Source organism: Streptomyces galbus (assembly GCF_005280195.1).
Classification (GTDB): Bacteria; Actinomycetota; Actinomycetes; order Streptomycetales; family Streptomycetaceae; genus Streptomyces; species Streptomyces galbus.
In genome coordinates this window covers 50,330-73,151 of record NZ_SZPR01000020.1, presented here as the reverse complement: position 1 = coordinate 73,151, position 22,822 = coordinate 50,330, and the positions used below count along the sequence as shown (strand labels likewise).

The 22,822-nt window shown below is 72.6% G+C and carries 23 protein-coding genes and 1 pseudogene; 7 read left to right on the top strand and 17 right to left on the bottom strand.

Translation table 11 applies throughout. From position 1 onward, the window contains the following. Nucleotides 1-7: 7 nt before the first annotated feature. The 6 genes and pseudogenes from E4U92_RS25965 to E4U92_RS25940 all read right to left on the bottom strand — a co-directional run. A pseudogene (locus E4U92_RS25965) lies at nt 8-613 on the bottom strand (UdgX family uracil-DNA binding protein); the annotation flags it as partial. Beyond that, a complete protein-coding gene (gene mqnE, locus E4U92_RS25960; protein WP_137302894.1) occupies nt 582-1,745 on the bottom strand; it encodes an aminofutalosine synthase MqnE in 1,164 nt (387 codons plus the stop codon). The pseudogene E4U92_RS25965 and the gene mqnE, both read right to left, overlap by 32 nt. Before the next feature lie 38 nt (nt 1,746-1,783). Next, the gene (locus E4U92_RS25955; RefSeq protein WP_137302893.1) at nt 1,784-2,239 is read right to left on the bottom strand and encodes an Lrp/AsnC family transcriptional regulator; all 456 of its coding nucleotides are present in this window, start codon (nt 2,237-2,239) and stop codon (nt 1,784-1,786) included. 112 nt (nt 2,240-2,351) lie between these two features. Continuing rightward, complete coding sequence (locus E4U92_RS25950; RefSeq protein ID WP_137302892.1) at nt 2,352-3,035, bottom strand: UbiX family flavin prenyltransferase; 684 nt, start codon at nt 3,033-3,035, stop codon at nt 2,352-2,354. A gap of 86 nt (nt 3,036-3,121) precedes the next feature. Then, nucleotides 3,122-4,024, bottom strand: coding sequence for a menaquinone biosynthesis prenyltransferase MqnP (mqnP, locus tag E4U92_RS25945; RefSeq protein ID WP_137302891.1), 903 nt, complete (start codon nt 4,022-4,024; stop codon nt 3,122-3,124). Next, nucleotides 4,021-5,472 carry a menaquinone biosynthesis decarboxylase gene (locus E4U92_RS25940; RefSeq protein WP_137302890.1) on the bottom strand — a complete coding sequence of 484 codons (1,452 nt, stop codon included), beginning with the start codon at nt 5,470-5,472 and terminating at the stop codon, nt 4,021-4,023. Before E4U92_RS25940 ends, mqnP begins: the two co-directional genes overlap by 4 nt. A 194-nt stretch (nt 5,473-5,666) precedes the next feature. On the opposite strand from E4U92_RS25940, the gene E4U92_RS25935 reads away from it, so the two are divergent. Together E4U92_RS25935 and E4U92_RS25930 are read left to right on the top strand one after the other, a co-directional pair. After that, nucleotides 5,667-6,056, top strand: coding sequence for a PLD nuclease N-terminal domain-containing protein (locus E4U92_RS25935; protein WP_137302889.1), 390 nt, complete (start codon nt 5,667-5,669; stop codon nt 6,054-6,056). A gap of 106 nt (nt 6,057-6,162) precedes the next feature. After that, a complete protein-coding gene (locus E4U92_RS25930) occupies nt 6,163-7,161 on the top strand; it encodes a quinone oxidoreductase family protein (RefSeq protein ID WP_137302888.1) in 999 nt (332 codons plus the stop codon). 10 nt (nt 7,162-7,171) lie between these two features. Here the strand turns inward: E4U92_RS25930 and E4U92_RS25925 are convergent, their stop codons facing one another. The 8 genes from E4U92_RS25925 to hemL all read right to left on the bottom strand — a co-directional run bounded on the left by E4U92_RS25925 (nt 7,172) and on the right by hemL (nt 15,423). Next, the gene (locus E4U92_RS25925) at nt 7,172-7,567 is read right to left on the bottom strand and encodes an SRPBCC domain-containing protein (protein WP_137302887.1); all 396 of its coding nucleotides are present in this window, start codon (nt 7,565-7,567) and stop codon (nt 7,172-7,174) included. Nucleotides 7,568-7,592: 25 nt separating this feature from the next. Beyond that, nucleotides 7,593-8,672 carry a c-type cytochrome biogenesis protein CcsB gene (gene ccsB / locus E4U92_RS25920; RefSeq protein WP_137302886.1) on the bottom strand — a complete coding sequence of 360 codons (1,080 nt, stop codon included), beginning with the start codon at nt 8,670-8,672 and terminating at the stop codon, nt 7,593-7,595. Continuing rightward, nucleotides 8,669-10,387, bottom strand: coding sequence for a cytochrome c biogenesis protein ResB (resB, locus tag E4U92_RS25915; RefSeq protein ID WP_137302885.1), 1,719 nt, complete (start codon nt 10,385-10,387; stop codon nt 8,669-8,671). The genes ccsB and resB overlap by 4 nt, the downstream gene beginning before the upstream one ends. Nucleotides 10,388-10,390: 3 nt before the next feature. Next, nucleotides 10,391-11,164: a cytochrome c biogenesis CcdA family protein gene (locus E4U92_RS25910; protein ID WP_067240580.1), complete on the bottom strand. Its 774-nt coding sequence runs from the start codon at nt 11,162-11,164 to the stop codon at nt 10,391-10,393. A 1-nt stretch (nt 11,165) separates the two neighbouring features. After that, a complete protein-coding gene (locus E4U92_RS25905) occupies nt 11,166-11,870 on the bottom strand; it encodes a TlpA family protein disulfide reductase (RefSeq protein ID WP_137302884.1) in 705 nt (234 codons plus the stop codon). An 82-nt stretch (nt 11,871-11,952) separates the two neighbouring features. Continuing rightward, entirely contained in the window at nt 11,953-13,248 is a 1,296-nt protein-coding gene (locus tag E4U92_RS25900; protein ID WP_137302883.1) for a polysaccharide deacetylase family protein, read from the bottom strand. A gap of 136 nt (nt 13,249-13,384) precedes the next feature. After that, nucleotides 13,385-14,080 (bottom strand): histidine phosphatase family protein, encoded by a 696-nt coding sequence (locus E4U92_RS25895; RefSeq protein ID WP_137302882.1) that lies wholly within the window; start codon nt 14,078-14,080, stop codon nt 13,385-13,387. Beyond that, on the bottom strand, nt 14,077-15,423 hold the full coding sequence (gene hemL / locus E4U92_RS25890) for a glutamate-1-semialdehyde 2,1-aminomutase (RefSeq protein ID WP_137302881.1): 1,347 nt from the start codon (nt 15,421-15,423) through the stop codon (nt 14,077-14,079). The genes E4U92_RS25895 and hemL overlap by 4 nt, the downstream gene beginning before the upstream one ends. Nucleotides 15,424-15,785: 362 nt before the next feature. Here hemL and E4U92_RS25880 point away from each other — a divergent pair, with 362 nt between their 5' ends. From E4U92_RS25880 to E4U92_RS25860, 5 genes are all read left to right on the top strand, one after another. Further along, nucleotides 15,786-16,418 (top strand): hypothetical protein, encoded by a 633-nt coding sequence (locus E4U92_RS25880; protein WP_174864018.1) that lies wholly within the window; start codon nt 15,786-15,788, stop codon nt 16,416-16,418. A 70-nt stretch (nt 16,419-16,488) separates the two neighbouring features. Continuing rightward, complete coding sequence (locus E4U92_RS25875; protein WP_137302879.1) at nt 16,489-16,884, top strand: TOBE domain-containing protein; 396 nt, start codon at nt 16,489-16,491, stop codon at nt 16,882-16,884. Nucleotides 16,885-17,077: 193 nt separating this feature from the next. Next, on the top strand, nt 17,078-17,905 hold the full coding sequence (modA, locus tag E4U92_RS25870; protein ID WP_137302878.1) for a molybdate ABC transporter substrate-binding protein: 828 nt from the start codon (nt 17,078-17,080) through the stop codon (nt 17,903-17,905). Further along, nucleotides 17,902-18,708: a molybdate ABC transporter permease subunit gene (gene modB, locus E4U92_RS25865; protein ID WP_137302877.1), complete on the top strand. Its 807-nt coding sequence runs from the start codon at nt 17,902-17,904 to the stop codon at nt 18,706-18,708. Before modA ends, modB begins: the two co-directional genes overlap by 4 nt. Then, entirely contained in the window at nt 18,705-19,793 is a 1,089-nt protein-coding gene (locus tag E4U92_RS25860; RefSeq protein ID WP_137302876.1) for an ABC transporter ATP-binding protein, read from the top strand. The genes modB and E4U92_RS25860 overlap by 4 nt, the downstream gene beginning before the upstream one ends. A gap of 24 nt (nt 19,794-19,817) precedes the next feature. Here the strand turns inward: E4U92_RS25860 and E4U92_RS25855 are convergent, their stop codons facing one another. The 3 genes from E4U92_RS25855 to E4U92_RS25845 are packed head-to-tail and all read right to left on the bottom strand — an operon-like array spanning nt 19,818 to nt 22,818. Beyond that, entirely contained in the window at nt 19,818-20,645 is an 828-nt protein-coding gene (locus E4U92_RS25855) for an MFS transporter (RefSeq protein WP_137302875.1), read from the bottom strand. Nucleotides 20,646-20,655: 10 nt separating this feature from the next. Then, a complete protein-coding gene (locus E4U92_RS25850; RefSeq protein WP_137302874.1) occupies nt 20,656-22,086 on the bottom strand; it encodes a sensor histidine kinase in 1,431 nt (476 codons plus the stop codon). Continuing rightward, the gene (locus E4U92_RS25845; RefSeq protein ID WP_137302953.1) at nt 22,087-22,818 is read right to left on the bottom strand and encodes a response regulator transcription factor; all 732 of its coding nucleotides are present in this window, start codon (nt 22,816-22,818) and stop codon (nt 22,087-22,089) included. It abuts the gene before it with no gap. Between the last annotated feature and the right edge of the window lie 4 nt (nt 22,819-22,822).

Genomic DNA, 22,822 nt, shown 5'->3' with positions numbered 1-22,822 from the left:
GTAGCCCTTACGCGAGCAGGCGTGCCGCGGCGTTCGGATCGGACAGGAACCCGTCGTAGGCCGCCTGCCGGTCGTCCGCGCGCAGCACGGACGACGGGTGGACGGTGGGCACCAGCCGCTCCCGGCGTCCGTGGATCTCCTCCTCCAGCACGGTCCCGCGCACCTGCGTGACGCGGAACGACGAGCCCAGCAGCGCCTTCCCGGCGGTCGCGCCGAGGACCACGACCAGCTCCATCTCGACGAGGGCCAGCTCGGCGGCGAGCCACGGCCCGCACGCCGTCGTCTCCCGCAGGGTCGGCGCCTTGTGGATGCGGCGTCTGCGCGGCTCGGCCTGCGTGAACTCGAAGTGCTTGACGGCGTTGGTGACGTACGCCTCGCCGGGGTCGATGCCCGCCTCGGCGAAGGCCCGGTCGAGCAGGTCGAGCAGCTTCCCGGCAGGTCCGACGAAGGGCCTGCCCTGCCGGTCCTCCTGGACCCCGGGCTGCTCCCCGACGAGCATCACGCGCGCGTGCGCGTCGCCGGCGCCGAACACGGTCTGCGTGGCGTCCCGGTGCAGGGGACACCCGCGTCGGCGGCCCGCGTCAGACCCGCATCGGCTGCGGCGACTCCCGGCGCGCCGGGTCCGGGCCCTCGTACTCGCGGATGATCTCGTACCGCGTGTTGCGCTCCACCGGGCGGAAGCCCGCGTCCCGGATCAGCTCCAGCAGGTCCTCGCGGGTCAGCTTGTTCGGCGTGCCGTAGTTGTCCGCGTCATGCGTGATCTTGTACTCGACGACCGAGCCGTCCATGTCGTCCGCGCCGTGCTGCAGGGCGAGCTGCGCGGTCTGGACGCCGTGCATCACCCAGAAGACCTTCACGTGCGGGACGTTGTCGAACAGCAGCCGCGAGACCGCGAAGGTCTTCAGCGCCTCCGCGCCCGTGGCCATCTGCGTGCGCGCCTGGAGGCGGTTGCGGACCTTGCCGTCCTTCATGTCGACGAAGTCGTGCTGGTAGCGCAGCGGGATGAAGACCTGGAACCCGCCGGTCTCGTCCTGCAGTTCACGCAGCCGCAGGACGTGGTCCACGCGGTGGCGGGGCTCCTCGATGTGGCCGTACAGCATGGTGCACGGGGTCTTCAGACCCTTCTCGTGCGCCAGGCGGTGGATGCGCGACCAGTCCTCCCAGTGGGTGCGGTGGTCCACGATGTGCTGCCGGACCTCCCAGTCGAAGATCTCGGCGCCGCCGCCGGTCAGCGACTCCAGGCCGGCGTCGATCAGTTCGTCGAGGATCTCGCTCGCGCTCAGCCCGGAGATCGTCTCGAAGTGGTGGATCTCCGTGGCGGTGAACGCCTTCAGCGAGACGGCCGGCAGGGCCGCCTTCAGCTCCCGCAGCGAGCGCGGGTAGTAGCGCCACGGCAGGTTCGGGTGCAGGCCGTTGACGATGTGCAGCTCGGTGAGGTTCTCGCCCTCCATCGCCTTGGCGAGCTTCACGGCCTCCTCGATGCGCATCGTGTACGCGTCCTTCTCGCCCGGCTTGCGCTGGAACGAGCAGTAGGCGCAGGACGCCGTGCACACGTTGGTCATGTTGAGGTGCCGGTTGACGTTGAAGTGCACCACGTCGCCGTTCTTGCGGGTGCGCACCTCGTGGGCCAGGCCGCCGAGCCAGGCCAGGTCGTCCGACGCGTACAGGGCGATGCCGTCCTCGCGGGTCAGCCGCTCACCGGCCCTGACCTTCTCCTCCAGCTCGCGCTTGAGCCCGACGTCCATGCCCACACCTTTCTCCGACAGCCCCGCCAACGGTATCCCTAGACCTCTTCGGGCAGTTCCCCGACCCGGTTCTCCCACTTCGTGGACAGCACGATCGTGGTACGGGTGCGGGAGACGCCCTTGGTGCCGCTGAGCCGGCGGATGATGCGCTCCAGGCCGTCCACGTCGGTGGCCCGCACCTTGAGCATGAACGAGTCGTCGCCGGCGATGAACCAGCAGTCCTCGATCTCGGTGAAGTCCTTCATCCGGCGCGCCACGTCCTCGTGGTCGGCCGCGTCGGACAGCGAGATGCCGATCAGGGCGGTCACGCCGAGGCCGAGCTGGGCCGCGTTCACGGTGGCCCGGTAGCCGGTGATGACGCCGGCCGCCTCCAGCCGGTTGATGCGGTCGGTGACGCTGGGTCCCGACAGGCCGACGAGGCGCCCCAGCTCCGCGTAGGAGGCCCGGCCGTTCTCCCTCAGGGCCTGGATGAGCTGCCTGTCCACCGCGTCCATGCGATCGAAGCCTTCCGGTGAAAGTCGCTTTTCGGTTGAGGTACTGCGAGGTGCTGCGGGGTGTTGCGAGGTACTGCGGTCCTGCGAAGTACGGGGTGCCGCGGGTGCCCGGCTACCGGGTCGGTGCGGGGGCCGCACCGCCGCCCAGGCCGCCCTTCCAGCGCCGGTACAGGCCGTGCTCGACGCCCGCCGCGTCCAGCACCCGCCCGGCGACGAAGTCCACCAGGTCCTGGATGTGCGTGGCGCCCGCGTAGAAGCCGGGTGAGGCGGGCACGACGCTCGCCCCGGCGTCGTCCAGCGCGACGAGGTGGCGCAGCGTCTGGCCGTTCAGCGGGGTCTCCCGCACGGCCACCACCAGCCTGCGGCGCTCCTTCAGTGTGACGCTCGCCGCCCGCTGCAGCAGGTCCTTCGACAGCCCCAGCGCCACGCCCGCGACACACTCCGTCGAGGCCGGCACGATCAGCATGCCCTTGACCGGGTACGACCCCGACGACGGCCCGGCGGCCAGGTCCCCGGGGCTCCAGTACCGCACGTCGCCGAGGTCGGGGGCGAAGGTGTCGGGCTTGCCGTCGGCCCCGCGGGCCAGCCATGCGCGCAGGTCGTCCCGCCAGTGGGCGTCACGGAAGGAGATGCCGGTCTCGTCCAGCAGCGTCAGCCGCGACGCCCGGCTGACCACCAGGTCGACGCTCTCCCCGGCGGCGATCAGCGCCCGCAGCACGGCGGCCGCGTAGGGCGTCCCGGAAGCCCCGGACACCCCCACGATCCAAGGCGCGCGCTGCTTTTCTCCTGCGTTCACACGACGAGCCTACCGGCGCGTCGCAGCAGACCGAGGACCGGCCGCACCCCTTCGGGCCCCGCGCCCGGGTCCGGCCCCGCGTTCCGCTACGGCGTCAACCCCCGCACCAGCAGGTCCAGCAGCGCGCACACGAACAGGGCGATGCCGATGAACCCGTTCACACTGAAGAAGGCGCGGTTCAGGCGGGACAGGTCGTGCGGGCGGACCAAGGAGTGCTCGTAGACGAAGGCGCCCGCGACGATCAGCAGGCCCAGCCAGAAGAAGGCGCCCGCGTCGGTGGCGACCGCGTACCAGGCGAACAGGGCCGTGGTGACCACGTGGCAGCCGCGCGCCGCCCAGATCGCGGCCGGGATGCCGAAGCGGGCCGGGACCGAGCGCACGCCGATCCGGCGGTCGGTCTCCACGTCCTGGCAGGCGTAGATCAGGTCGAAGCCGCCGATCCAGATGCCGACCGCCAGGCCGAGGATCACCGCGTCCCAGGACCACTCGCCGCTGATCGCGAGCCAGCCGCCGATCGGGCCCATGGCCTGGGCGATGCCGAGGATGGCCTGCGGGAAGTTCGTGAACCGCTTGCCGTACGGGTACACCACCATCGGGACCACCGCGACCGGGGCGAGCGCCAGGCACAGCGGGTTCAGCAGCGCGGCCGCGCCGAGGAACACCACCAGGGCGATCAGCGCGCCGGTCCAGGCGTGCCGGACGGACATCGCGCCGGTGACCAGCTCCCGCTGCGCGGTGCGCGGGTTGCGGGCGTCGATCTCGCGGTCGATGATCCGGTTGACCGCCATGGCGAAGGTGCGCAGGCCCACCATGCAGACGGTGACCAGCAGCAGCCGGCCCCAGTGGATGTTGCGGTCCCAGGCGTACATCGCGGTCAGCGAGGCGATGTAGGCGAAGGGCAGCGCGAACACGGAGTGCTCGATCATCACCAGGCGCAGGAACGCCTTGGTGCGCCCCGGCGTGGGGATCGCGGCGGACGCTGAGCTCACAGGCCGTACTCCTTCCAGCGGCGGTCGACCAGGGCCGCGGTGTCCGGGTCGGACAGGACCATCTCGGGCCACCCGCCGTCGCGGGTGTACCCCTCCTCCGGCCACTTCCGCGTCGCGTCGATGCCCGCCTTGCCGCCCCAGAACTGCTGGTAGGAGGCGTGGTCGAGGTGGTCGACGGGGCCCTCGACCACCGTGAGGTCGCGGGCGTAGTCGGTGTTGCCGAGGGCGCGCCAGGCGACCTCGTGCAGGTCGTGCACGTCGCAGTCGGCGTCGACGACCACGATCAGCTTGGTCAGCGACATCATGTGCGCGCCCCAGACGGCGTGCATCACCTTCTGGGCGTGCTTGGGGTACTTCTTGTCGATCGAGACGATCGCGCAGTTGTGGAAGCCGCCGGCCTCGGGCAGGTGGTAGTCCACGATGTCCGGGACGATGATCTTCAGCAGGGGCAGGAAGAAGCGTTCCGTCGCGCGGCCCAGCGGCCCGTCCTCGGTCGGGGGACGGCCCACGACGATCGACTGCAGCAGGGGCTTGCGGCGCATCGTGACGCAGTCGATGGTCAGCGCCGGGAAGGGCTCCTGCGGGGTGTAGAAGCCGGTGTGGTCGCCGAAGGGGCCCTCGGGCCGCATCTCGCCGGGCTCCAGCCAGCCCTCCAGGACGACCTCGGCCTGCGCGGGCACCTGGAGCGGGACCGTCTTGCAGTCGACCATCTCGATGCGCTTGCCCGCGACGAACCCGGCGAAGAGGTACTCGTCGATGTCGCCGGGCAGCGGGGCGGTGGAGGCGTAGGTGACGGCGGGCGGGCAGCCGAAGGCGATGGCGACGGGCAGCCGCTCGCCGCGCCGGGCGGCGACCTGGTAGTGGTTGCGGCTGTCCTTGTGGATCTGCCAGTGCATGCCGATGGTCCGCTTGTCGTGGCGCTGGAGGCGGTACAGGCCGAGGTTGCGGATCCCGCTCTCGGGGTCCTTGGTGTGGGTGAGTCCCAGGTTGAAGAAGGACCCGCCGTCCTGGGGCCAGGTGAACAGCGCGGGCAGCCGGTCGAGGTCGACGTCGTCGCCGCGCAGGACGACCTCCTGCACGGGGGCGTCCTTGACCTTCTTCGGCGGCACGTGGGTCATCGCGCCGAGCTTGCCGAACGCCTCGCGCACGCCGACGAACCCGTGCGGCAGCTCGGGCCGCAGCAGCCCGCCGATCTTGTCGGAGATGTCGCCGTACGAGGACAGCCCGAGCGCCTTGAGCAGGCGGCGGTCGGTGCCGAAGACGTTCATGGCGAGCGGCATGTCGGAGCCGCGCACGTTCTCGAAGAGCAGCGCGGGCCCGCCGGACTTCTGGACCCGGTCGACGATCTCCCCGACCTCCAGGTACGGATCGACCTCCGCCTTGACGCGCTTGAGGTCGCCTTCGCGTTCCAGTGCCCTGAGCAGGGAACGAAGATCGTCGTAAGCCATGCGTCCCAGTATCGCCGAGGCCCTGGCCCGTCCCGCGCGCGGGGCCGTCCGCGGCCGGCCGGGCCGGTTCCCCTTTGCCCCGCTATGACCCTGCCCCGGCCGCCGGGTGGGAGGGGTCCGCGGCCACCCGCTACCCTGTGCGCGTCATCGGGGCCCTCGGGGCCCCGCAACCGTCTCCTGGGGGTCGCACCACCATGTTCCGGCTGTTGATGTACCTCGTGCCGCTGGCGCTGACGATCTTCGCGTTCATCGACTGCCTGAACACGCCCGAGGACGAGGCCCGGCACCTGCCGAAGATCGCCTGGGTGTTCATCATCCTGCTGTTCTGGATCGTCGGCCCGATCGCGTGGCTGGCCGCGGGCAAGGCGCGCACCGCGCCGGCGGGCGGGCGCACCCCCTCCGAGTGGCACCGCGACCACCGCCCCCGGTACGTCGCCCCGGACGACAACCCCGAGTTCCTGAAGTCCCTCGCCGAGGAGAACAAGCGCGACGAGGCGCTGCTGAAGGACTGGGAGGCGGACCTGCGCCGCCGCGAGGAGGAGCTGCGCCGCAAGGAGCGGGGCGAGGACGCGCAGGGCTCCTGACGGGGCCGCGGCAGTCCGGCACCCTTGCGCTTGTTCGATGACCGTCGTAGTTTGACGGTCATCGAACCTCTACGGCTCCCCCTCGTGCCGGAAGGACGGCTGCGGCATGCGCGCGATCGAGTTCCAGGAGTACGGCGGTCCCGAGGTCCTGCGGGTCGTGGACGCCGAGGTGCCCGAGCCGGGGCCCGGCCAGGTGAGCGTGGACGTGGCCTGGACGGGCGTCAACTTCGCCGACCTCAAGGCGCGTTCCGAGGGCTACCGGGTGCCCGCCCTCCCCCACCGCCCCGGCCTGGAGGTCTCCGGCCGGGTACGGGCCGTCGGCGCGGGCGTGACGGGGCTGACCGCCGGCCAGGAGGTGGCCGCGCTGACCGAGGGCGGGGCGTACGCCGAGGTCGTCGTCGCCGACGCGGCGACCGTCTTCCCGCTCCCGGCGGGCGTCGGCCTGCGCACGGCGGCCACCCTGCCGACGGTGCTGCCGACGGCGTACGCGCTGCTGCACTCCGTGGGCCGGCTCCAGCCCGGCGAGAGCGTCCTCGTGCAGGGCGCGGCGGGCGGCGTCGGCACCGTGGCGGGCCAGCTGGCGCGCGCGGCGGGCGCGGGCGCGGTGTACGGGGTGGTGTCGTCGGAGTCCAAGGCGCGGTACGCCCGCGAGCACGGTTACGACGAGGTGTACGTCGGGGACGTCGAGGCGGACGCGGGAACGGGCGGCCTGTCCGCGTGGGTGCGGGCGGCGACCGGCGGCCGGGGGGTGGACCTCGCCCTGGACGCCGTGGGCGGGGAGACCTTCCGGCAGTCCCTGGTCTCGCTGGCGGTCTTCGGGCGGCTGGTCTCCTTCGGCAACGCCAGTTCCGCCGAGCCGTGGCACGTGGGGCAGCCGGAGCTGTACCCGGGCGGCCGGTCGGTCGGCGGCTTCTCCGTCTTGACCCTGGCCAGGACGTCCCCGGCGGACCTGCGGGCGCTGGCGGAGCGGGCGTTCGCGAAGGCGGTCGACGGCACCGTGACCCTGCCGGTCACCGCGGAGTTCGACCTGGCGGACGCGGCGCGGGCCCACACGCTGATGGGGACCCGGGCGAGCACCGGCAAGCTGCTGCTGCGGGTCGGCTGACCGGCACGACCTAGCCGAGCTGCCCGATCAGGCGCTCGAAGCGGTCGCGCCAGTCCTGTTCCGAGTCGCCCTCGCCGCGGAACTCGTGGGAGAAGCGCAGGGCGCTGCCGTGGCCGCCGTCGGGTTCCAGGTGGAAGCGGACGCGGGCGCCGTCGTCGAGGGTGTACTCGGCGATCCGGTCCACGTCCCACGCGGTGACCTGGCCGGCGCCCAGGCCGCGCAGGGCGACCGTGCCGCCGAGCCGGGGTTCCAGGACGTCGACGGCGGTCCACCAGGCGCCGAGCCCCTCGGGGGTGGAGAGCGCCGGCCAGACCCCCTCCATCGGGTGCGGGAACTTCACCAAAAAGTGCAGGATGTGCGTGTTCCCGTGGGTCTGGCTGGTGCCCTGTTCGATCGAACCGGTCATGTCTCCAGGGTGCCCCCTGACCGGCTCAGACGCCCGCGTAGGAGTGCTTGCCCGAGACGAAGATGTTGACGCCGTAGTAGTTGAACAGCCAGCAGCCGAAGGCGATCAGGGCCAAGTAGGCGGCCTTGCGGCCCTTCCAGCCGGCCGTGGCGCGGGCGTGCAGGTAGCCGGCGTAGGCGACCCAGGTGATGAAGGACCAGGTCTCCTTGGGGTCCCAGCCCCAGTAGCGGCCCCAGGCGTCGCCCGCCCAGATGGCGCCCGCGATGATCGTGAACGTCCACAGCGGGAAGACGGCCGCGTTGACCCGGTAGGAGAACTTGTCCAGGGACGCGGCGGAGGGCAGCCGGTCCAGGACGGAGTTCGCGAAGCGGCCGGGCGTGCCGCCGCCGGCCAGCTTGGTCTCGTAGCCGTCCTTGAAGAGGTACAGGATCGTGGCGACCGCGCCGACGTAGAACACCGCGCCGCAGAAGATCGCGGTGGAGACGTGGATGTACAGCCAGTACGAGTGCAGCGCCGGGACGAGCTGGTCGCTCGCGGTGTACAGGACGGTGACCGCGAGGCCCAGGTCGAGCAGGACCGTGGTGGTCAGGAACAGGCCGAGCCAGCGGACGTTCTTCCGCAGCGTCAGCAGGGCCAGGTAGACGCCGACGGCGACCGTGGAGAACGTGATGTTGAACTCGTACATGTTGCCCCACGGCGCCCGCTCCACGGAGGCCGCGCGGGCGATGACGCCGGCCAGCTCCACCGCGAAGGCCAGCACGGTGAGGGAGACCGCGATCCGGCCGTACAGGTCGCCCTGCTCGTCACCGCCGTGCGCGCCGGGCCCGTCGGGCACGTCCCGCGCCCCGGCCGCCGAGCGCACGACGACCTCCGGCCGCTCCAGGACGGCGGTCCCGCCGTTCCGGCGGACGGTGACGGCCGGCGCCTTCGCCCCGCGGGCGTCGGCGGTCAGCGCGGCGGCGGTGCGCCCGACCTTGCTGCGGCTGCCGAACAGCCACTCGAGGATGTACGCGAAGAAGGCCAGGGTGTAGACGGCCATCGCGGAGTAGATCAGCGTGTTGCTGATGTTCGCGAGGTGTTCGTTGGTGGCGGCGGCGAGGGTCACTGCTGCTCAGCCCCTTCGGCAGGTACGACGTGAGGGTCGGGGTCGGGGGAAACTGCGGGGTCGGGATCCGGCTCCGGGGCGCCGGGGGCCCGTTCGTACAGGAGGCCGGCGAGGTCGCCGAGCTCCTCGGGCACCTTGGCGGACTCGCTGCGGCCGAGCCCGGCCATCTCGACGACGGTGACGCCGTCGTCGCCCGGCACGGCGCGCACCCACACGCGGCGGCGCTGGATGAACAGGGACGCGGCGAGCCCGAAGATCGCGGTGAGGGCGCCGGCCAGGGCCCAGCCGCCGCCCGGCTCCTGGACCACCTGGAAGTTGGCCCACTGCCTGGTGCCCTCGTAGGTGACCGAGCCGGCGCCGCCGGGCAGGGTCAGGGTCTCGCCGGGCTTGAGGTTGCCGCGGACCTGCAGGCCCTTGGCGTCCTTGAAGTCCTTCATGTGGGTCTTGTCGAGCTGGTACACGCTCTGCGGGATGCCCGAGTCGACGCCCAGGTCGCCGTGGTACGGCTCCAGGTTCAGCAGCGGGTTGAGCAGGGCCGGGAACCGCGAGCCGGCCTCGGTGCCCGCACCGCCGAACGTCGGGTAGAAGAACGCCTTGATGCCGAGCTGCTCGGTCACGCCCCGGGCGTTCCGGTAGCCGTCCATGACCTTGACCACGCCGGTCGAGGTGACGTTGTTGTCCAGCGGCAGCAGCGGGACGGCGTCGCGGTAGACCACGTCGCCCTTGCCGTCGCGGACGGTCATCACGGGCGCGTAGCCGTGCGCGGTGAGGTAGACCTTGGCGTCGCCGATCTCCAGCGGGTGGTTGACCTTGACGATGGTCTTCTTGTCCTTGCCGTAGGCGCCCTCGCTGTAGGTGAGGGCGGCCTGGAAGGTGCGCGCGGTGCCCCGGTTGGGCCCGGTCATCTCGTAGGTGCCGGTGAACTTGTCCAGGTGGAAGCTGAACGGCACCAGGTCGTCGGAGGTGAAGAGGCTGCCGGACTTGAAGTCGTCGTACTGGGTGAGCGTGTTGGAGAAGCCGTCGCCCTCGACGACCAGCTTGTTGCCCTCGGACTTGAAGAGCTGGCCCCAGCCGAAGGCGACCAGCAGCACGATCAGCGCGACGTGGAAGGCGAGGTTGCCGATCTCGCGCAGGTAGCCCTTCTCGGCGGCGACCGCGTCCCCGGCGGTGTGCGCCCGGAAGCGGCGCTTGTTCAGCAGGGCCAGCGCGGCCTCGCGCACCTGCTCCGGCGACGCCTCGGTGCGCCAGGTGGTGTACGCGGGCAGCCGGGTCAGCCGCCGCGGGGCGCCCGGCGGGCGGCTGCGCACCTGGCCGACGAACTGCCAGGTGCGGGGCACGATGCAGCCGATGAGGGAGACGAACAGCAGGATGTAGATCGCGGAGAACCACACCGAGCTGTACACGTGGAACAGGCCGAGCCGCTCGTACACCGGCCCGAGGGTGGTGTGGGCCGAGCGGAAGGCGGCGACCTTCGTGGCGTCGGTGCCGGTCTGCGGGATCAGCGAACCGGGGATCGCGGCGAGCGCGAGCAGCAGCAGGAGCAGCAGCGCGACCCGCATGGAGGTGAGCTGCCGCCAGAACCAGCGGGCCCAGCCGACGACGCCGAGCGCGGGAAGCTGGGGCGCGGACTCGTCGGGCGCGGTGGAGAGCTGGGAGCCCGCCTCGGCCAGCTCCTGCTCGCCCGTCGGGTCGGTGGGCGCGGTGGTCTTGCTCATCGGTCAGATCCCCACAGTGAAGCCGTTGGACCAGGTCTGCATGTCCTGCACGATGCGGTCCCAGGCGCCGGTGAGCAGCAGCACACCGGTCACGATCATCATCGTGCCGCCGATCCTCAGCACCCAGACGTAGTGGCGCTTGACCCAGGCGAAGGCACCGAGCGCCTTGCGGAAGGCGACCGCGGCGAGCACGAACGGCACACCGAGGCCGAGGCAGTAGGCGACGGTCAGTATGGCACCGCGGCCCGCGCTGCCCTCGTTGTAGGAGAGGGCGAGGACCGAGGTGAGGGTCGGGCCGATGCAGGGCGTCCAGCCGATGCCGAACAGGGCGCCCAGGAAGGGCGCGCCGATCAGCCCGGTCGTGGGCGTGCGGTGGAAGCGGAACTCGCGCTGGGTGAGCCAGGGCATCAGGCCCATGAAGAACACGCCCATGCCGATCATCAGCACGCCGAGCACCTTGGACAGCACGCCCTTGTTGGCCTGGAGCGTGTCGCCGAAGTAGCCGAACAGGGCGCCGCTGGAGACGAACACCGCGGTGAAGCCGAGGACGAACAGGGAGGCGCCGGCGACCATCCGGCCGCGCTTGGCCTCCGCGAGGTCGGTGCCGGTGACCCCGGTCACGTAGGAGAGGTAGCCGGGGACCAGGGGCAGCACGCACGGGGAGAAGAAGGAGACCAGGCCGCCGAGCACCGCGACCGGCAGGGCGACCAGCAGGGCGCCGTGCAGGACGGTCTGGTTGGGATCGGTGGCCGCGGCCAGCGTCGACACTGCGGTCACGTCACTTCTCCGCGAGGACCGGGTCGATCATCTTGCGCAGCTTGGTCTCGCTGAGCGGGGCCAGCGAGCGCGCGGCGATCCGGCCCTGCCGGTCGAGGACCAGGGTGGAGGGGATCGCCTGGAGGTTCAGGGTGCCCTTCTTGAAGCGCAGCAGCAGCTTGCCCGCCGGGTCGTACAGGCTGGGGTAGCTGATGCCCTGCTGCTTCTCGAAGGCGAGGGCGTTGGCGGTGCTGGTGTCCCGGGTGTTGATGCCGACGAACTGCACGCCCCGGGCCTTGACCTGCCGGTAGACCTTCTCGAAGTTGGGTGCCTCGGCCCGGCAGGGCGAGCACCACGACCCCCAGACGTTGAGGACCACGACCTGGCCCTTGTAGGAGGCGACGTCGAGCCGCTTGCCGTCCAGGGCGGTGCCGGACAGGTCGGGGGCGGTGGTCCGCTTGCCGCGGTCGACGGTGGAGATGCCGTCCTTGCCCATGACGAAGTTGGTGTCGCCGCCCCCGCCGGAGGTGCCTCCGGAGCCGCACGCGGTGAGCAGCAGCCCCGCGGCCGCGGTGCCGGCGGCCACCGCGAGGGCGGTGCGCCGCGTCGACCGGGCGGTCGTGCGGGGGGATTCACCGGAACCTGACGGGCCCGAGGGGCGGGGTGAGCCGGACGGGCGGGGTGCGCTGGTCGAGCGCAGGGGTACGGCGCGGCGGGCGGCACTCATGTGAAAAGTTTCGCATGCCCGTTCTGGGGATCTTGCCCACCCCCCTTGCGGGCGGAAACCCGCATTTCAGGCGGCGGTTTCCTCACGCCGCGGGGCTCTGCGTGCCGGTGCCCGAGGGGCTCTGGGCGGCGGTGCCGAGGAACGTCTTCCAGCCGCCGGCCGGCTGCTGCCCGACCTCCAGGGTGCGCAGCCTGGCCAGCACCTCGGGCTTCTGGACGTCCATCCAGTCCACGAACTGCCGGAAGGAGACGAGGCGGACGTCGGCGCCCTTCTCCTTCTCGCGGGCGATGTGGGTGAACGCCTCCTCGACGGCGTCCATGTAGATGCCGCCGTTCCAGCGCTCGAAGTGGTTGCCTATGAACAGCGGCGCCCGGTTCGTCTCGTACGCACGCTGGAAGCCCGATATGTACGCCTGCGCCGCCTGCCGCCGCCAGGCCGGGTAGTTGTGGGCGGGCGCGTTGGTCGAGTTGATCGACTGGTTGGCGAGCATGTTGTAGTCCATCGACAGCACCTCGAAGCTGCGGCCGGGGAACGGCACCTGCTGCAGCGGCAGGTCCCACAGCCCCTGCCGCTTCTGCGGCCAGACCTGGCGGCCGCCGGGCGAGGAGGCGTCGTAGCGCCAGCCGAGGGCGCGGGCGGTGGGCAGCAGGTTGTCCTGCCCGAGCAGGCACGGCGTGCGGCCGCCGACCAGCTCCTTGTCGTAGTCGAAGGGCAGGGCGGGCAGGTCGGTCCAGCCGGTGTTGGTGCGCCACTGCTTCACGAAGGACTTCGCCTGGTCGATCTCGCTGCGCCACTGCTGCGGCGTCCAGTGGGCGACGGAGCCGTGTCCCTCGCCGCAGAAGTGGCCGTTGAAGTGGGTGCCGATCTCGTGGCCCTCCAGCCAGGCGCGGCGGACGTTCTTCAGCGTCTCCTTGATGTGGCCGTCGGTGAGGTAGCCGATGTCGGAGGCGCCGCGGGCGTTGTTCGGCGGGTCGTAGAGCCGCTTCTTCGCCTCGGGCAGCAGGTACAGGCCGGACAGGAAGAAGGTCATGGACGCGCCGTGCTCGCGCGCGAGGTCGAGGAAGCGCGGGAAGAGGCCGTTGCCGACCTCGCCGGCGCCGTCCCAGGAGAAGACGACGAACTGCGGGGGCTGCTGGCCCGGCTCCAGCGGCACCGGCTTGCCCGGCTGGTGGGGTTGCTTGCCGGTGAAGGAGGTCGACCCGTCGCCGATGGGGCGCGCGGTGGCGGTGGCGCTCGGCCGGCCCGACGGGCTCTCGGAGGACCCGTCCGATCCGCTCGATCCGGTGCCGGAGGTGAGGGTGCCGCAGCCTGCCAGTCCGGCGGAGGCCGCCGCGCCTGCGCCGATTCCGAGTGCTCCCCTGCGGGTGAGAATGCGCATGCGCGTCCCCCGTTCGTTCACGTGCTTGGGTGGTCACCCAGTCAGAGGACGCGACGAACGGGGGGGTTCCGCGGAAAGGTCCGGATTCCGTAACAGGTCGGCCGCCCTGTGACGTGCGGTGGCCGCCCGGGTACGGTCAGGCGCCGAAGGCCTTGCCCTGCCCCTTGACCTGGCCCTTGACCGGCTTGGCGCCGGCGAGGAGGTGGGCCGGGACCAGGTCGCGGGCGGGCTCGCTGTAGCCGACGGAGACGATGCGGTCACCGCGGTAGGTGAACGTCGTCAGCGAGGCGAGTGTGCACTGCCGCTTGCGCGGGTCGTGCCACAGCCGGCGCTTCTCGACGTACGACCGCACGATCCAGATCGGGAGCTGGTGGCTCACCAGCACCGCCTCGTGCCCCCGGGCCCGCTCCTTGGCGGAGTCCAGCGCGCCCATCATCCGCACGACCTGGTCGATGTACGGCTCGCCCCAGGACGGCTTCATCGGGTTGACCAGGTACTTCCAGTTGCCCGGCCGGCGCAGCGCGCCGTCGCCGACGCCGAAGGTCTTGCCCTGGAAGGTGTTCTCCGCCTCGATCAGCCGCTCGTCGGTGGCCAGGTCGAGGCCGTGCGCCTTGGCGATCGGCGTGGCGGTCTCCTGCGCCCGCTCCAGCGGGGAGGCGCAGACGTACGTCACGTCGCGCGAGGAGAGGTGCTCGGCGACCCGGTCGGCCATCTGCCGGCCGAGCTCGGACAGGTGGTAGCCGGGCAGCCGGCCGTAGAGGACCCCGTCCGGGTTGTCGACCTCGCCGTGCCGCATGAGGTGGACGACGGTGATGTCGGTGCTGCTGCTCATGCGGGCGTGGCCTCCGCTGCGGCTCGGGCCGCCGCCGGGAGGGCGTCGGCGATCGTCTGAAGGGCCCGCTCGTCGTGGGCCGTGGACACGAACCACGACTCGAACGAGGACGGCGGCAGGTAGACGCCGTTCGCGAGCAGGGCGTGGAAGAAGGCGGTGAAGCGGTACGACTCCTGCGCCCGGGCGTCCTCGTAGGTGCGCACCGGACGGTCGGTGAAGAACACCGAGAACATGTTGGAGGCGCTCTGCACGGTGTGCGCGACGCCCTCCTTGCCGAGCGCGTCCGAGACCAGCGCCTGGATCTGCTCGGACACGGCGTTGACCCGCGCGTAGGCGGCGTCGTCGAGGAGGCGGAGCTGGGCGAGGCCGGCGGCGGTGGCGATCGGGTTCCCGGAGAGGGTGCCGGCCTGGTAGACGGGCCCGGCGGGGGCGAGGTGCGCCATGACGTCGGCGCGCCCGCCGAACGCGGCCGCGGGGAAGCCGCCGCCCATGACCTTGCCGAAGGTCATCAGGTCGGGGACCACGCCGTCGATGCCGTACCAGCCGCTGCGGCTGGTGCGGAAGCCGGTCATGACCTCGTCGGAGATGTACAGGGCGCCGTTGGTGGCGCAGGCGTCCTTCAGGCCCTGGTTGAAGCCGGGCAGCGGCGGGACGACGCCCATGTTGCCCGGGGACGCCTCGGTGATCACGCAGGCGATCTCGCCGGGGTGCCGGTGGAAGGCCTCCTGCACGGCCTCCAGGTCGTTGTACGGCAGCACGATCGTGTCGCCGGCCTGGGCGCCGGTGACGCCCGGGGTGTCGGGCAGCGCGAAGGTGGCGACGCCGGAGCCGGCGGCGGCCAGGAGGGCGTCGACGTGGCCGTGGTAGCACCCGGCGAACTTGATGACCTTGGAGCGGCCGGTGAAGCCGCGGGCCAGGCGGATGGCGCTCATGGTGGCCTCGGTGCCGCTGGAGACCAGCCGCACCTGCTCCACGGGCGCCACGCGCGCGACGATCTCCTCGGCCAGGGCGACCTCGCCCTCACCGGGCGTCCCGAAGGACGTACCGCGCGCGACGGCGTCCTGCACGGCGGCGATCACCTCGGGGTGGGAGTGCCCGAGGATCATGGGTCCCCAGGAGCACACCAGGTCGACGTACTCCCGCCCGTCGGCGTCGGTGAGCCAGGCGCCCTGGCCGGACACCATGAACCGGGGCGTGCCGCCGACCGCGCGGAAGGCGCGCACCGGGGAGTTCACCCCGCCCGGCGTGACGGCGGCCGCGCGGTCGAACAGTGCCTGGGAGACAGGCGCTTCGTAGGGGTAGGGCGCCGCGGAGGGCGCTCCCGAAGAGGGCGTTTCGCTCATGACCTGCGACTTCTCCGACCTTCTCCGACTTGCTCGGACTCCGGATGCTGGGTGACCTCCTCAGGGTAGGCCAGGGGGCCGACGGAGCAGCGGGGCCCGTGGACGGGCGGGCGGGTCGGTGCCGCCCGGTGATCGAACTCATGCGGGCTCCGGTGATCTGCGAAACTGGCTCCTGATACACAGAGTTCTTGAACGGACGGCCCGTGCGGCCCGTGATGGTCAGGGACCGGGCAGATCCTGCGCTCCCGCGGAGAGGTGTTTCAGCGCACGTTTCGGCGGGCGGCCGTGGGGGAGGTCACTGACACGATGATCGGGTTGCGCGGCGGGGGCCACGCGTCCTAGAAAAGCAGTCGGGTGGAGATATGCATCGCGGTGGCGGACTGGGCGAGGGGACTGACGACCTGGGTCCTCGACGTGCCCGGCGGGGAAGGCACCGGCGCGACGCGGAGGAAGCGAACGAGGCACGTCAGGCACAGGGTGCACCGAGCGAGTCCGAGCGGATCGACCGGCTGGGCCGGGTGGAGCCGCTGCGGGCCGGGAGCAGGAATGGTGGTCGGGTGGGGGTGACGTACAAGTACTTCGGCGCGCCGGACGGCGCGACCGCGGCCCGGGTCCCGATCTCGATGCGCCCCGAGGAACTCGGCGGCGACGAACTCGGCATGGGCGGCATGTTCACCAAGATCAAGCCCGAGACCATGGCCGCGATGGTCCTCACCGGCATCGAGGGCGTCCCCCTGCACAAGGTCCCCCCGCTGGAACTGGTCGTCCTGCACCCCGATTACGCGGTCGTGAAGCTCCCCATGACGGTCGTCGACCCCCTGCGCGACATAGGCGAGGAAGCGGTCGGCGCGGCGGCGTTCATCTGGTCGACGGTCCCGGACCGGGGCGGCCCGCGGGACGCGTTCAACGTGTACCAGCTCCTGCACGAGTGGCAGGACTTCTCGCACCGCCTGCACGAGGCGGGACACCAGCCGTACTGCCTGGTCTGGCCCTGAGCCGACCGCGGCCGGGGCCGGCCGTGGCCCCTTCCGGTGCGTGTCCCGGTGCTGGCCTATCTTGGCGCGCATGCAGTCATACACGATCGGTCAGGCCGCGCGGCTGCTCGGAGTGAGCCCGGACACCGCCCGGCGGTGGGCGGACGCGGGCCGGGTGGCCACCCACCGCGACGAGCACGGCAAGCGGCTCGTCGACGGCCGGGACCTGGCCGCCTTCTCCGTCGAACTCGCGCGCACCGGCAGCGGCGAGGAGGACGTCCCCACCACCTCCGTCCGCAACGCGTTCCCCGGCATCGTCACCGCGATCAAGCTCGGGGACGTCGCCGCCCAGGTGGAGATCCAGGCCGGCCCGCACCGGCTGGTGTCCCTGCTGACCCGGGAGGCCGTGGAGGAACTGGGCCTGGAGGTCGGCATGGAGGCCACGGCCCGGGTGAAGTCCACCAACGTGCACGTCGACCGGGCCTGACGGCGGGTCGCGGCGGGGCACGCCGGGGGGCGGGCCGGGGGGGCAGGCCGGGACGGTCGTACGATCGCACATGCCAAGCGATCCACGCCTCGACCCTGCTCATGCGATGTGACTAGGGGCTTCCTCCTCGCAGGTGCGGCATTATCATCGGACCGTGGCCGAGTCCGTCAGGACCCGAGGGAGTGGACCCGTGATGACCCGTTCTGTGCGCCTTGCCCGCCGGACCCGCCGGACGTGGCAGGCGGCCGGTGCGGGGGTCGCCGCCCTGCTGGCCCTGAGCGCCTGCTCCGGCACCGGCGGGTCCGGGTCCGGGTCCGGGTCCGGGAAGGACTCCTCCGGCAAGCTGTCCGGTGAGGTGACCGTCTTCGCCGCCGCCTCGCTGAAGGAGAGCTTCACCACGCTGGGCAAGGAGTTCGAGGAGGCGCACCCCGGCACCACGGTCACCTTCAGCTTCGGCGGCAGCGACGCCCTGGCCGCGAGCATCACCGGGGGCGCGCCCGCCGACGTGTTCGCCTCGGCCAGCCCGAAGACGATGAAGGTCGTCACCGACGCGGGGGACGCCTCCGGCACGCCCGCCACCTTCGTCCGCAACCGGCTCGAGATCGCGACCCTCCCGGGCAACCCCGACAAGATCGCCTCCCTGAAGGACCTCACCCGGTCCGGCCTGAAGGTCGTGCTGTGCGACCAGGCCGTGCCGTGCGGGGCCGCCGCCCGGAAGGCCCTGGACGCCGGCGGGCTGAAGCTCACCCCGGTCTCCTACGAGGAGGACGTCAAGTCCGCGCTCAACAAGGTGGTGTTGAAGGAGGCCGACGCCGCCGTCGTGTACAGGACCGATGTGCGGGCCGCCGGTGACAAGGTGGAGGGCGTGGACTTCCCCGAGTCGGCCGACGCCGTCAACGACTATCCGATCACCCTGCTCAAGGGCGCGCACCACACCGACACCGCCCAGGCGTTCATCGCCCTCGTGCGCTCCGCCGAGGGCCGGAAGGTCCTGACCGGGGCCGGGTTCCTCGAACCGTGACGGCACCGCCACCGCGTCCCGGCCGTGGCGGCGCGCCGCTGCCGCTGCTGCTGCCCGCGCTGGCCGGGCTGGTGTTCCTGGTGCTGCCGCTGGTGGCCCTGCTGGTCCGGGCCCCCTGGCGGAGCATGCCGGAGCTGCTGACCAGCGCCGAGGTGTGGCAGGCGCTGCGGCTGTCCCTGGTGTGCGCGACGGCGGCGACCGCGGTCAGCCTGGTGCTCGGGGTGCCGCTGGCCTGGCTGCTGGCCCGGGTCGAGTTCCGGGGACGGGGGCTGGTGCGGGCCCTCGTCACGCTGCCGCTGGTGCTGCCGCCCGTGGTGGGCGGTGTGGCGCTGCTGATGGCACTCGGCCGCAACGGGGTGGTGGGGCGGTGGCTGGACTCCTGGTTCGGGCTCACGCTGCCGTTCACCACGACCGGCGTGGTGATCGCCGAGGCGTTCGTCGCGATGCCGTTCCTCGTCATCAGCGTCGAGGGCACCCTGCGGGCCGCCGACCCCCGCTACGAGGAGGCCGCCACGACGCTGGGCGCCTCCCGCTTCACCGCGTTCCGGCGGGTGACGCTGCCGCTCATCGCGCCCGGTGTCGCCGCCGGGGCGGTCCTCGCGTGGGCCCGGGCGCTCGGCGAGTTCGGCGCGACCATCACCTTCGCCGGCAACTTCCCCGGCCGCACCCAGACCATGCCGCTCGCGGTCTACCTCGCCCTGCAGAACGACCCCGAGGCGGCGATCGCCCTCAGCCTGGTCCTGCTCGCCGTGTCGGTCGCGGTGCTGGCGGGCCTGCGCGACCGCTGGATGACCGCGTCATGACCGCCGACGACCCGGCCCCCGCCGCCGTTTCCGCACCCCTGCCCGCCGAAGGGCTGGACGCCCGCCTGGTCGTCGAGCGGGGCGCGTTCCGGCTCGACGTGGCGCTGTCCGCGGCCCCCGGCGACGTCGTCGCGCTCCTCGGCCCCAACGGCGCCGGCAAGACGACCGCGCTGCGCGCCCTCGCCGGTCTGGTCCCGCTGTCCGCCGGTCATCTGCGGCTGGACGGCGTGCCGTTGGAGCGTACGCCGCCGGAGGACCGCCCGGTCGGCGTGGTCTTCCAGGACTACCTGCTCTTCCCCCACTTGTCCGCGCTGGACAACGTGGCGTTCGGGCCGCGCTGCCGGGGCGTCGGCCGGGCGCGGGCACGGGCGCAGGCCGCCGAGTGGCTGGAGCGCATGGGTCTCGCCGAGCACGCGGCGAGCAAGCCGCGCCGGCTCTCCGGCGGCCAGGCGCAGCGCGTGGCCCTCGCCCGCGCCCTGGCCACCCACCCGCGGCTGCTGCTCCTCGACGAGCCGCTGGCCGCCCTCGACGCCCGCACCCGCCTCGACGTGCGCGCCCGACTGCGGCACCACCTGGCCGAGTTCGAGGCGGTGGCGGTGCTCGTGACGCACGACCCGCTGGACGCCATGGTGCTGGCCGACCACCTCGTCGTCATCGAGGACGGCCGCAGTGTGCAGGAGGGCGGCCCCTCCGACATCGCCCGCCACCCGCGCACCGACTACATCGCCCACCTGGTCGGCCTCAACCTCTACCGGGGCGAGGCCGCGGGACACACGGTCCGCCTGGACGCCGGGCCCGCGATCACCACGACCGAGGACCTCACCGGCCCGGTCTTCGTCGCCTTCCCGCCCAGCGCGGTCACCCTGCACCGCGACCGCCCGACCGGCTCCAGCGCCCGCAACCTCTGGCGCTGCGAGGTGACCGGCCTGGAGACCCACGGCGACCAGATCCGCATCGCCCTCACCGGCGAACTCCCCCTGGCCGCCGACCTGACCACCCTCGCCGCCGCCGAACTGGGCCTGCGTAGCGGCACCCCGGTCTGGGCCACGGTCAAGGCAGCCCAGACCCACGCCTACCCGGCCTGACGGGCCCTCGCCGGGCAGAACCGGTCAGCCGCCCGCCGACACCCGCTGCGGGACGGCGGCCACCGGACCGCTCCGCTCCGCCCGCCGGGCCCGGCGCACCGCGACCGGTGCCGCCGCGCCGGTCAGGGCGAACAGGACGCCGACGACGTACCACCCGGGCCGCCCCCAGCCGATGCACAGGGCGATCAGCAGACCCGGGCCCAGGGTCTCCGCGAGTCCGGCGCCCAGGCCGAAGACCCCGAACAGCACGACGATCACCGTGCCCGTGAGCATCGTTCCGAAGACGAGCCAGCGGGGCGCGTCGGTCTGCCCGACCAGCCACAGCGGCACGGCCACGGTCAGCACCTTGAACTGGACGGCCATGAGCCCGTCCAGCGCGGTGAGCAGGAGGTACGGCCGGTCCCGCAGGGCGCCCCAGCGCGGTCCGGCCGGGGCCGGGGTCACCGGGGGCAGCAGGACGAGGACGGCCGCCGCGGCCAGGAAGGCGAGCGCGTTGCCGGCGACCATGAGCCGGTACGCCGCCGGCGTGCCGGTCTGGACGACCCAGCCGGCGCCGAGCGCGCCGAACGAGATGCCGACATTGGTCACGGCGCGCAGGTAGGCACGGAACTCCTGCGGCCGGTCGCCCCCGTGGACCCGGATGAGGGGACTGCGCGCGGCGAGCCCCGCCGCCTTCGCCCCGGCGGCCGCGCACACCACCGCCACGAACGTGCCGAAGCCGTCCACCAGCACGAACGCCGCCGTGGCCGCGGCCTGCACCAGGAGCGTGACCGCGTACACGCCGCGCGCACCGTACCGGTCGGCGAGGTGCCCCACCACGATCCCCAGCGCCAGCGCGACCAGTCCGGCCACGGCCGCAGGGCTACGGCCGTCCCCCCACCGTGAACCCGATCACCGCCCCGCCCCCCGCACGCCCGAACGCGAACGGTGTGCCGCCGTGTGACAGGGCGACCTCCCGCACGATCGACAGCCCCAGCCCCGACCCCGGCAGGGACCGGGCGTCCGCGGCCCGGTAGAACCGGTCGAAGACGCGCGTGAGGTCGCAGTCGGCGATCCCCGGGCCCCGGTCCAGCACCTCCACCCGAACCGTCCCCGGCCGCGCCGGGCCGGTGACGTTGATCTCGACCGGCGCCTTCCCGTCCCGGTCGAACTTGGTGGCGTTCTCCACGAGGTTCGACACCGCCCGCGTCAGCATCCCCGGCCGCCCGTCGGTGGTCGTGTCACCGCTCGCCCGCACCAGCACCTCCCGCCCCGTACGGCGCCGGGCGAGCGCCGCGACCTCCTCGGCGATCTCCCCGAGGTCCACCCGCTGCGGCGGCTCCGTGCCGGACTGCCCGGCCGCCAGCTCGACCAGTTCGTTGACCAGGTCGGTCAGCTCCCGCGCCTCCTGGGTGAGGTCGGCGACCAGGTCGTCGCGGGTGCCGGGCGGCAGCTCGTCGATCCGGCGCAGCAGGGAGATGTTGGTGCGCAGGGAGGTCAGCGGCGTCCGCAGCTCGTGGCCGGCGTCCTGGACGAGCCGGCGCTGGTCCTCCTCGGACTGCGCGAGGCGGCCCAGCATCCGGTCGAACGCCCGGCCGAGGCGCCCCACCTCGTCGGACCCGGTGACGGGCACCTGCACCCCGAGCCGCCGGGTGCGGGCCACGTCCTCCGCGGCGGTGGTGAGGATGACCAGGCGGCGCGTGATGCGCCGCGCCAGCCACCAGCCGAACAGCCCGGCCGCTGTCACGACCGCCGCCATCAGGATCAGCGTGCGCTGCTGGAGCGCCCGCAGCAGGTCCTCGGTGTCGCTGAACTCCTGCGCGACCTGCACGGCACCCCGGCCGCTGCCGAGGGAGACGGTCGCGATGCGGTAGACGTCGCTGCCGACGTCGACGTCCTTGTGCGCGGTCATCCGCCCGGCCGTCGCCGTCCCCGCGGTGACCCGGTCGGCGGCCGTGACCGGCAGCCCCGGCCGCCCGGGGTCGACGACGGCGCCGTCCGGGCCGAGGACCTGCACGTCGGTGCGGGCCGGGCGGACCAGGTCGTGGCCCGGCGCGGAGGAGGAGAAGTCCTGCGGGGTCATCGCGTGCTGGCGGACCTCGTCCCGCAGGTCCTGGACGACCTCGTCGAACACCGACTGCTGGTCGACGCGGACCAGCCGGGCGGCGGCGTTGTACGACAGGATGCCGACCAGGACGGTCGCGGCGGCGGTGACGGCCGCGAAGGACACGGCGAAGGTCGTGCCGAGCGAGACGAGCCTCGGGCGCCGCCGGGCCAGCAGCCGGCGCAGCCGGACGCCGGGGGCGGTGCCCACTCAGTCCTCCCGCAGGACGTAGCCGACGCCGCGCACGGTGTGGATGAGCTGCGGCGCGCCGGGCTCGTCGAGCTTGCGGCGCAGGTAGCCGACGTAGACGGCGAGGTTCTTCGAGCCGGGGCCGAAGTCGTAGCCCCAGATGCGGTCGTAGATCGTTGAGTGGTCGAGCACGATGCCCGCGTTGCGGACGAGCAGTTCCAGCAGCTCGAACTCGGTGCGGGTCAGTTCCAGCTCGCGGCCGCCGCGCCAGGCCCGGCGGGCCTGGGGGTCCATGCGCAGGCCGGCGGCGGTGAGGAGCCGTTCGGCGGGCGGCTCGGACTCCCGGGCGGCGGGGGCGGGCGCGCCGGGACCGTCCGTGGCGCCGGTGCCGCCGGTGCTGCTCGTGCGGCGCAGGAGGGCGCGCAGCCGGGCGAAGACCTCCTCGACGTCGAAGGGCTTCACGACGTAGTCGTCGGCACCGGCGTCCAGGCCCGCGATGCGGTCGGCGGTCTCGACCAGGGCGGTGAGCATGAGGATGGGCGTGCGGTCGCCCTCGGCGCGCAGGACGCGGCACACCTGGAGGCCGTCGATCCCGGGCATCATCACGTCGAGGACCAGGACGTCCGGGGGGCTCTTGTGCGCCTGCGCCAGCGCCTCCACGCCGTCGGCGACCGCGGTGACCTGGTAGCCCTCCAGGGTCAGTGCCCGTTCGAGGGCGTGACGGATGGCGCGGTCGTCTTCGGCGAGGAGCAGGGTC

Excerpts from the sequence above, each read along its gene's own strand:
- mqnE (WP_137302894.1), bottom strand. The coding sequence starts at position 1,745 with ATGGACGTCGGGCTCAAGCGCGAGCTGGAGGAGAAGGTCAGGGCCGGT.
- E4U92_RS25955 (WP_137302893.1), bottom strand. The coding sequence starts at position 2,239 with ATGGACGCGGTGGACAGGCAGCTCATCCAGGCCCTGAGGGAGAACGGC.
- E4U92_RS25940 (WP_137302890.1), bottom strand. The coding sequence starts at position 5,472 with ATGGCTTACGACGATCTTCGTTCCCTGCTCAGGGCACTGGAACGCGAA.
- E4U92_RS25935 (WP_137302889.1), top strand. The coding sequence starts at position 5,667 with ATGTTCCGGCTGTTGATGTACCTCGTGCCGCTGGCGCTGACGATCTTC.
- E4U92_RS25930 (WP_137302888.1), top strand. The coding sequence starts at position 6,163 with ATGCGCGCGATCGAGTTCCAGGAGTACGGCGGTCCCGAGGTCCTGCGG.
- E4U92_RS25925 (WP_137302887.1), bottom strand. The coding sequence starts at position 7,567 with ATGACCGGTTCGATCGAACAGGGCACCAGCCAGACCCACGGGAACACG.
- resB (WP_137302885.1), bottom strand. The coding sequence starts at position 10,387 with ATGAGCAAGACCACCGCGCCCACCGACCCGACGGGCGAGCAGGAGCTG.
- E4U92_RS25905 (WP_137302884.1), bottom strand. The coding sequence starts at position 11,870 with ATGAGTGCCGCCCGCCGCGCCGTACCCCTGCGCTCGACCAGCGCACCC.
- E4U92_RS25900 (WP_137302883.1), bottom strand. The coding sequence starts at position 13,248 with ATGCGCATTCTCACCCGCAGGGGAGCACTCGGAATCGGCGCAGGCGCG.
- E4U92_RS25895 (WP_137302882.1), bottom strand. The coding sequence starts at position 14,080 with ATGAGCAGCAGCACCGACATCACCGTCGTCCACCTCATGCGGCACGGC.
- hemL (WP_137302881.1), bottom strand. The coding sequence starts at position 15,423 with ATGAGCGAAACGCCCTCTTCGGGAGCGCCCTCCGCGGCGCCCTACCCC.
- E4U92_RS25880 (WP_174864018.1), top strand. The coding sequence starts at position 15,786 with ATGCATCGCGGTGGCGGACTGGGCGAGGGGACTGACGACCTGGGTCCT.
- E4U92_RS25875 (WP_137302879.1), top strand. The coding sequence starts at position 16,489 with ATGCAGTCATACACGATCGGTCAGGCCGCGCGGCTGCTCGGAGTGAGC.
- modA (WP_137302878.1), top strand. The coding sequence starts at position 17,078 with ATGACCCGTTCTGTGCGCCTTGCCCGCCGGACCCGCCGGACGTGGCAG.
- E4U92_RS25860 (WP_137302876.1), top strand. The coding sequence starts at position 18,705 with ATGACCGCCGACGACCCGGCCCCCGCCGCCGTTTCCGCACCCCTGCCC.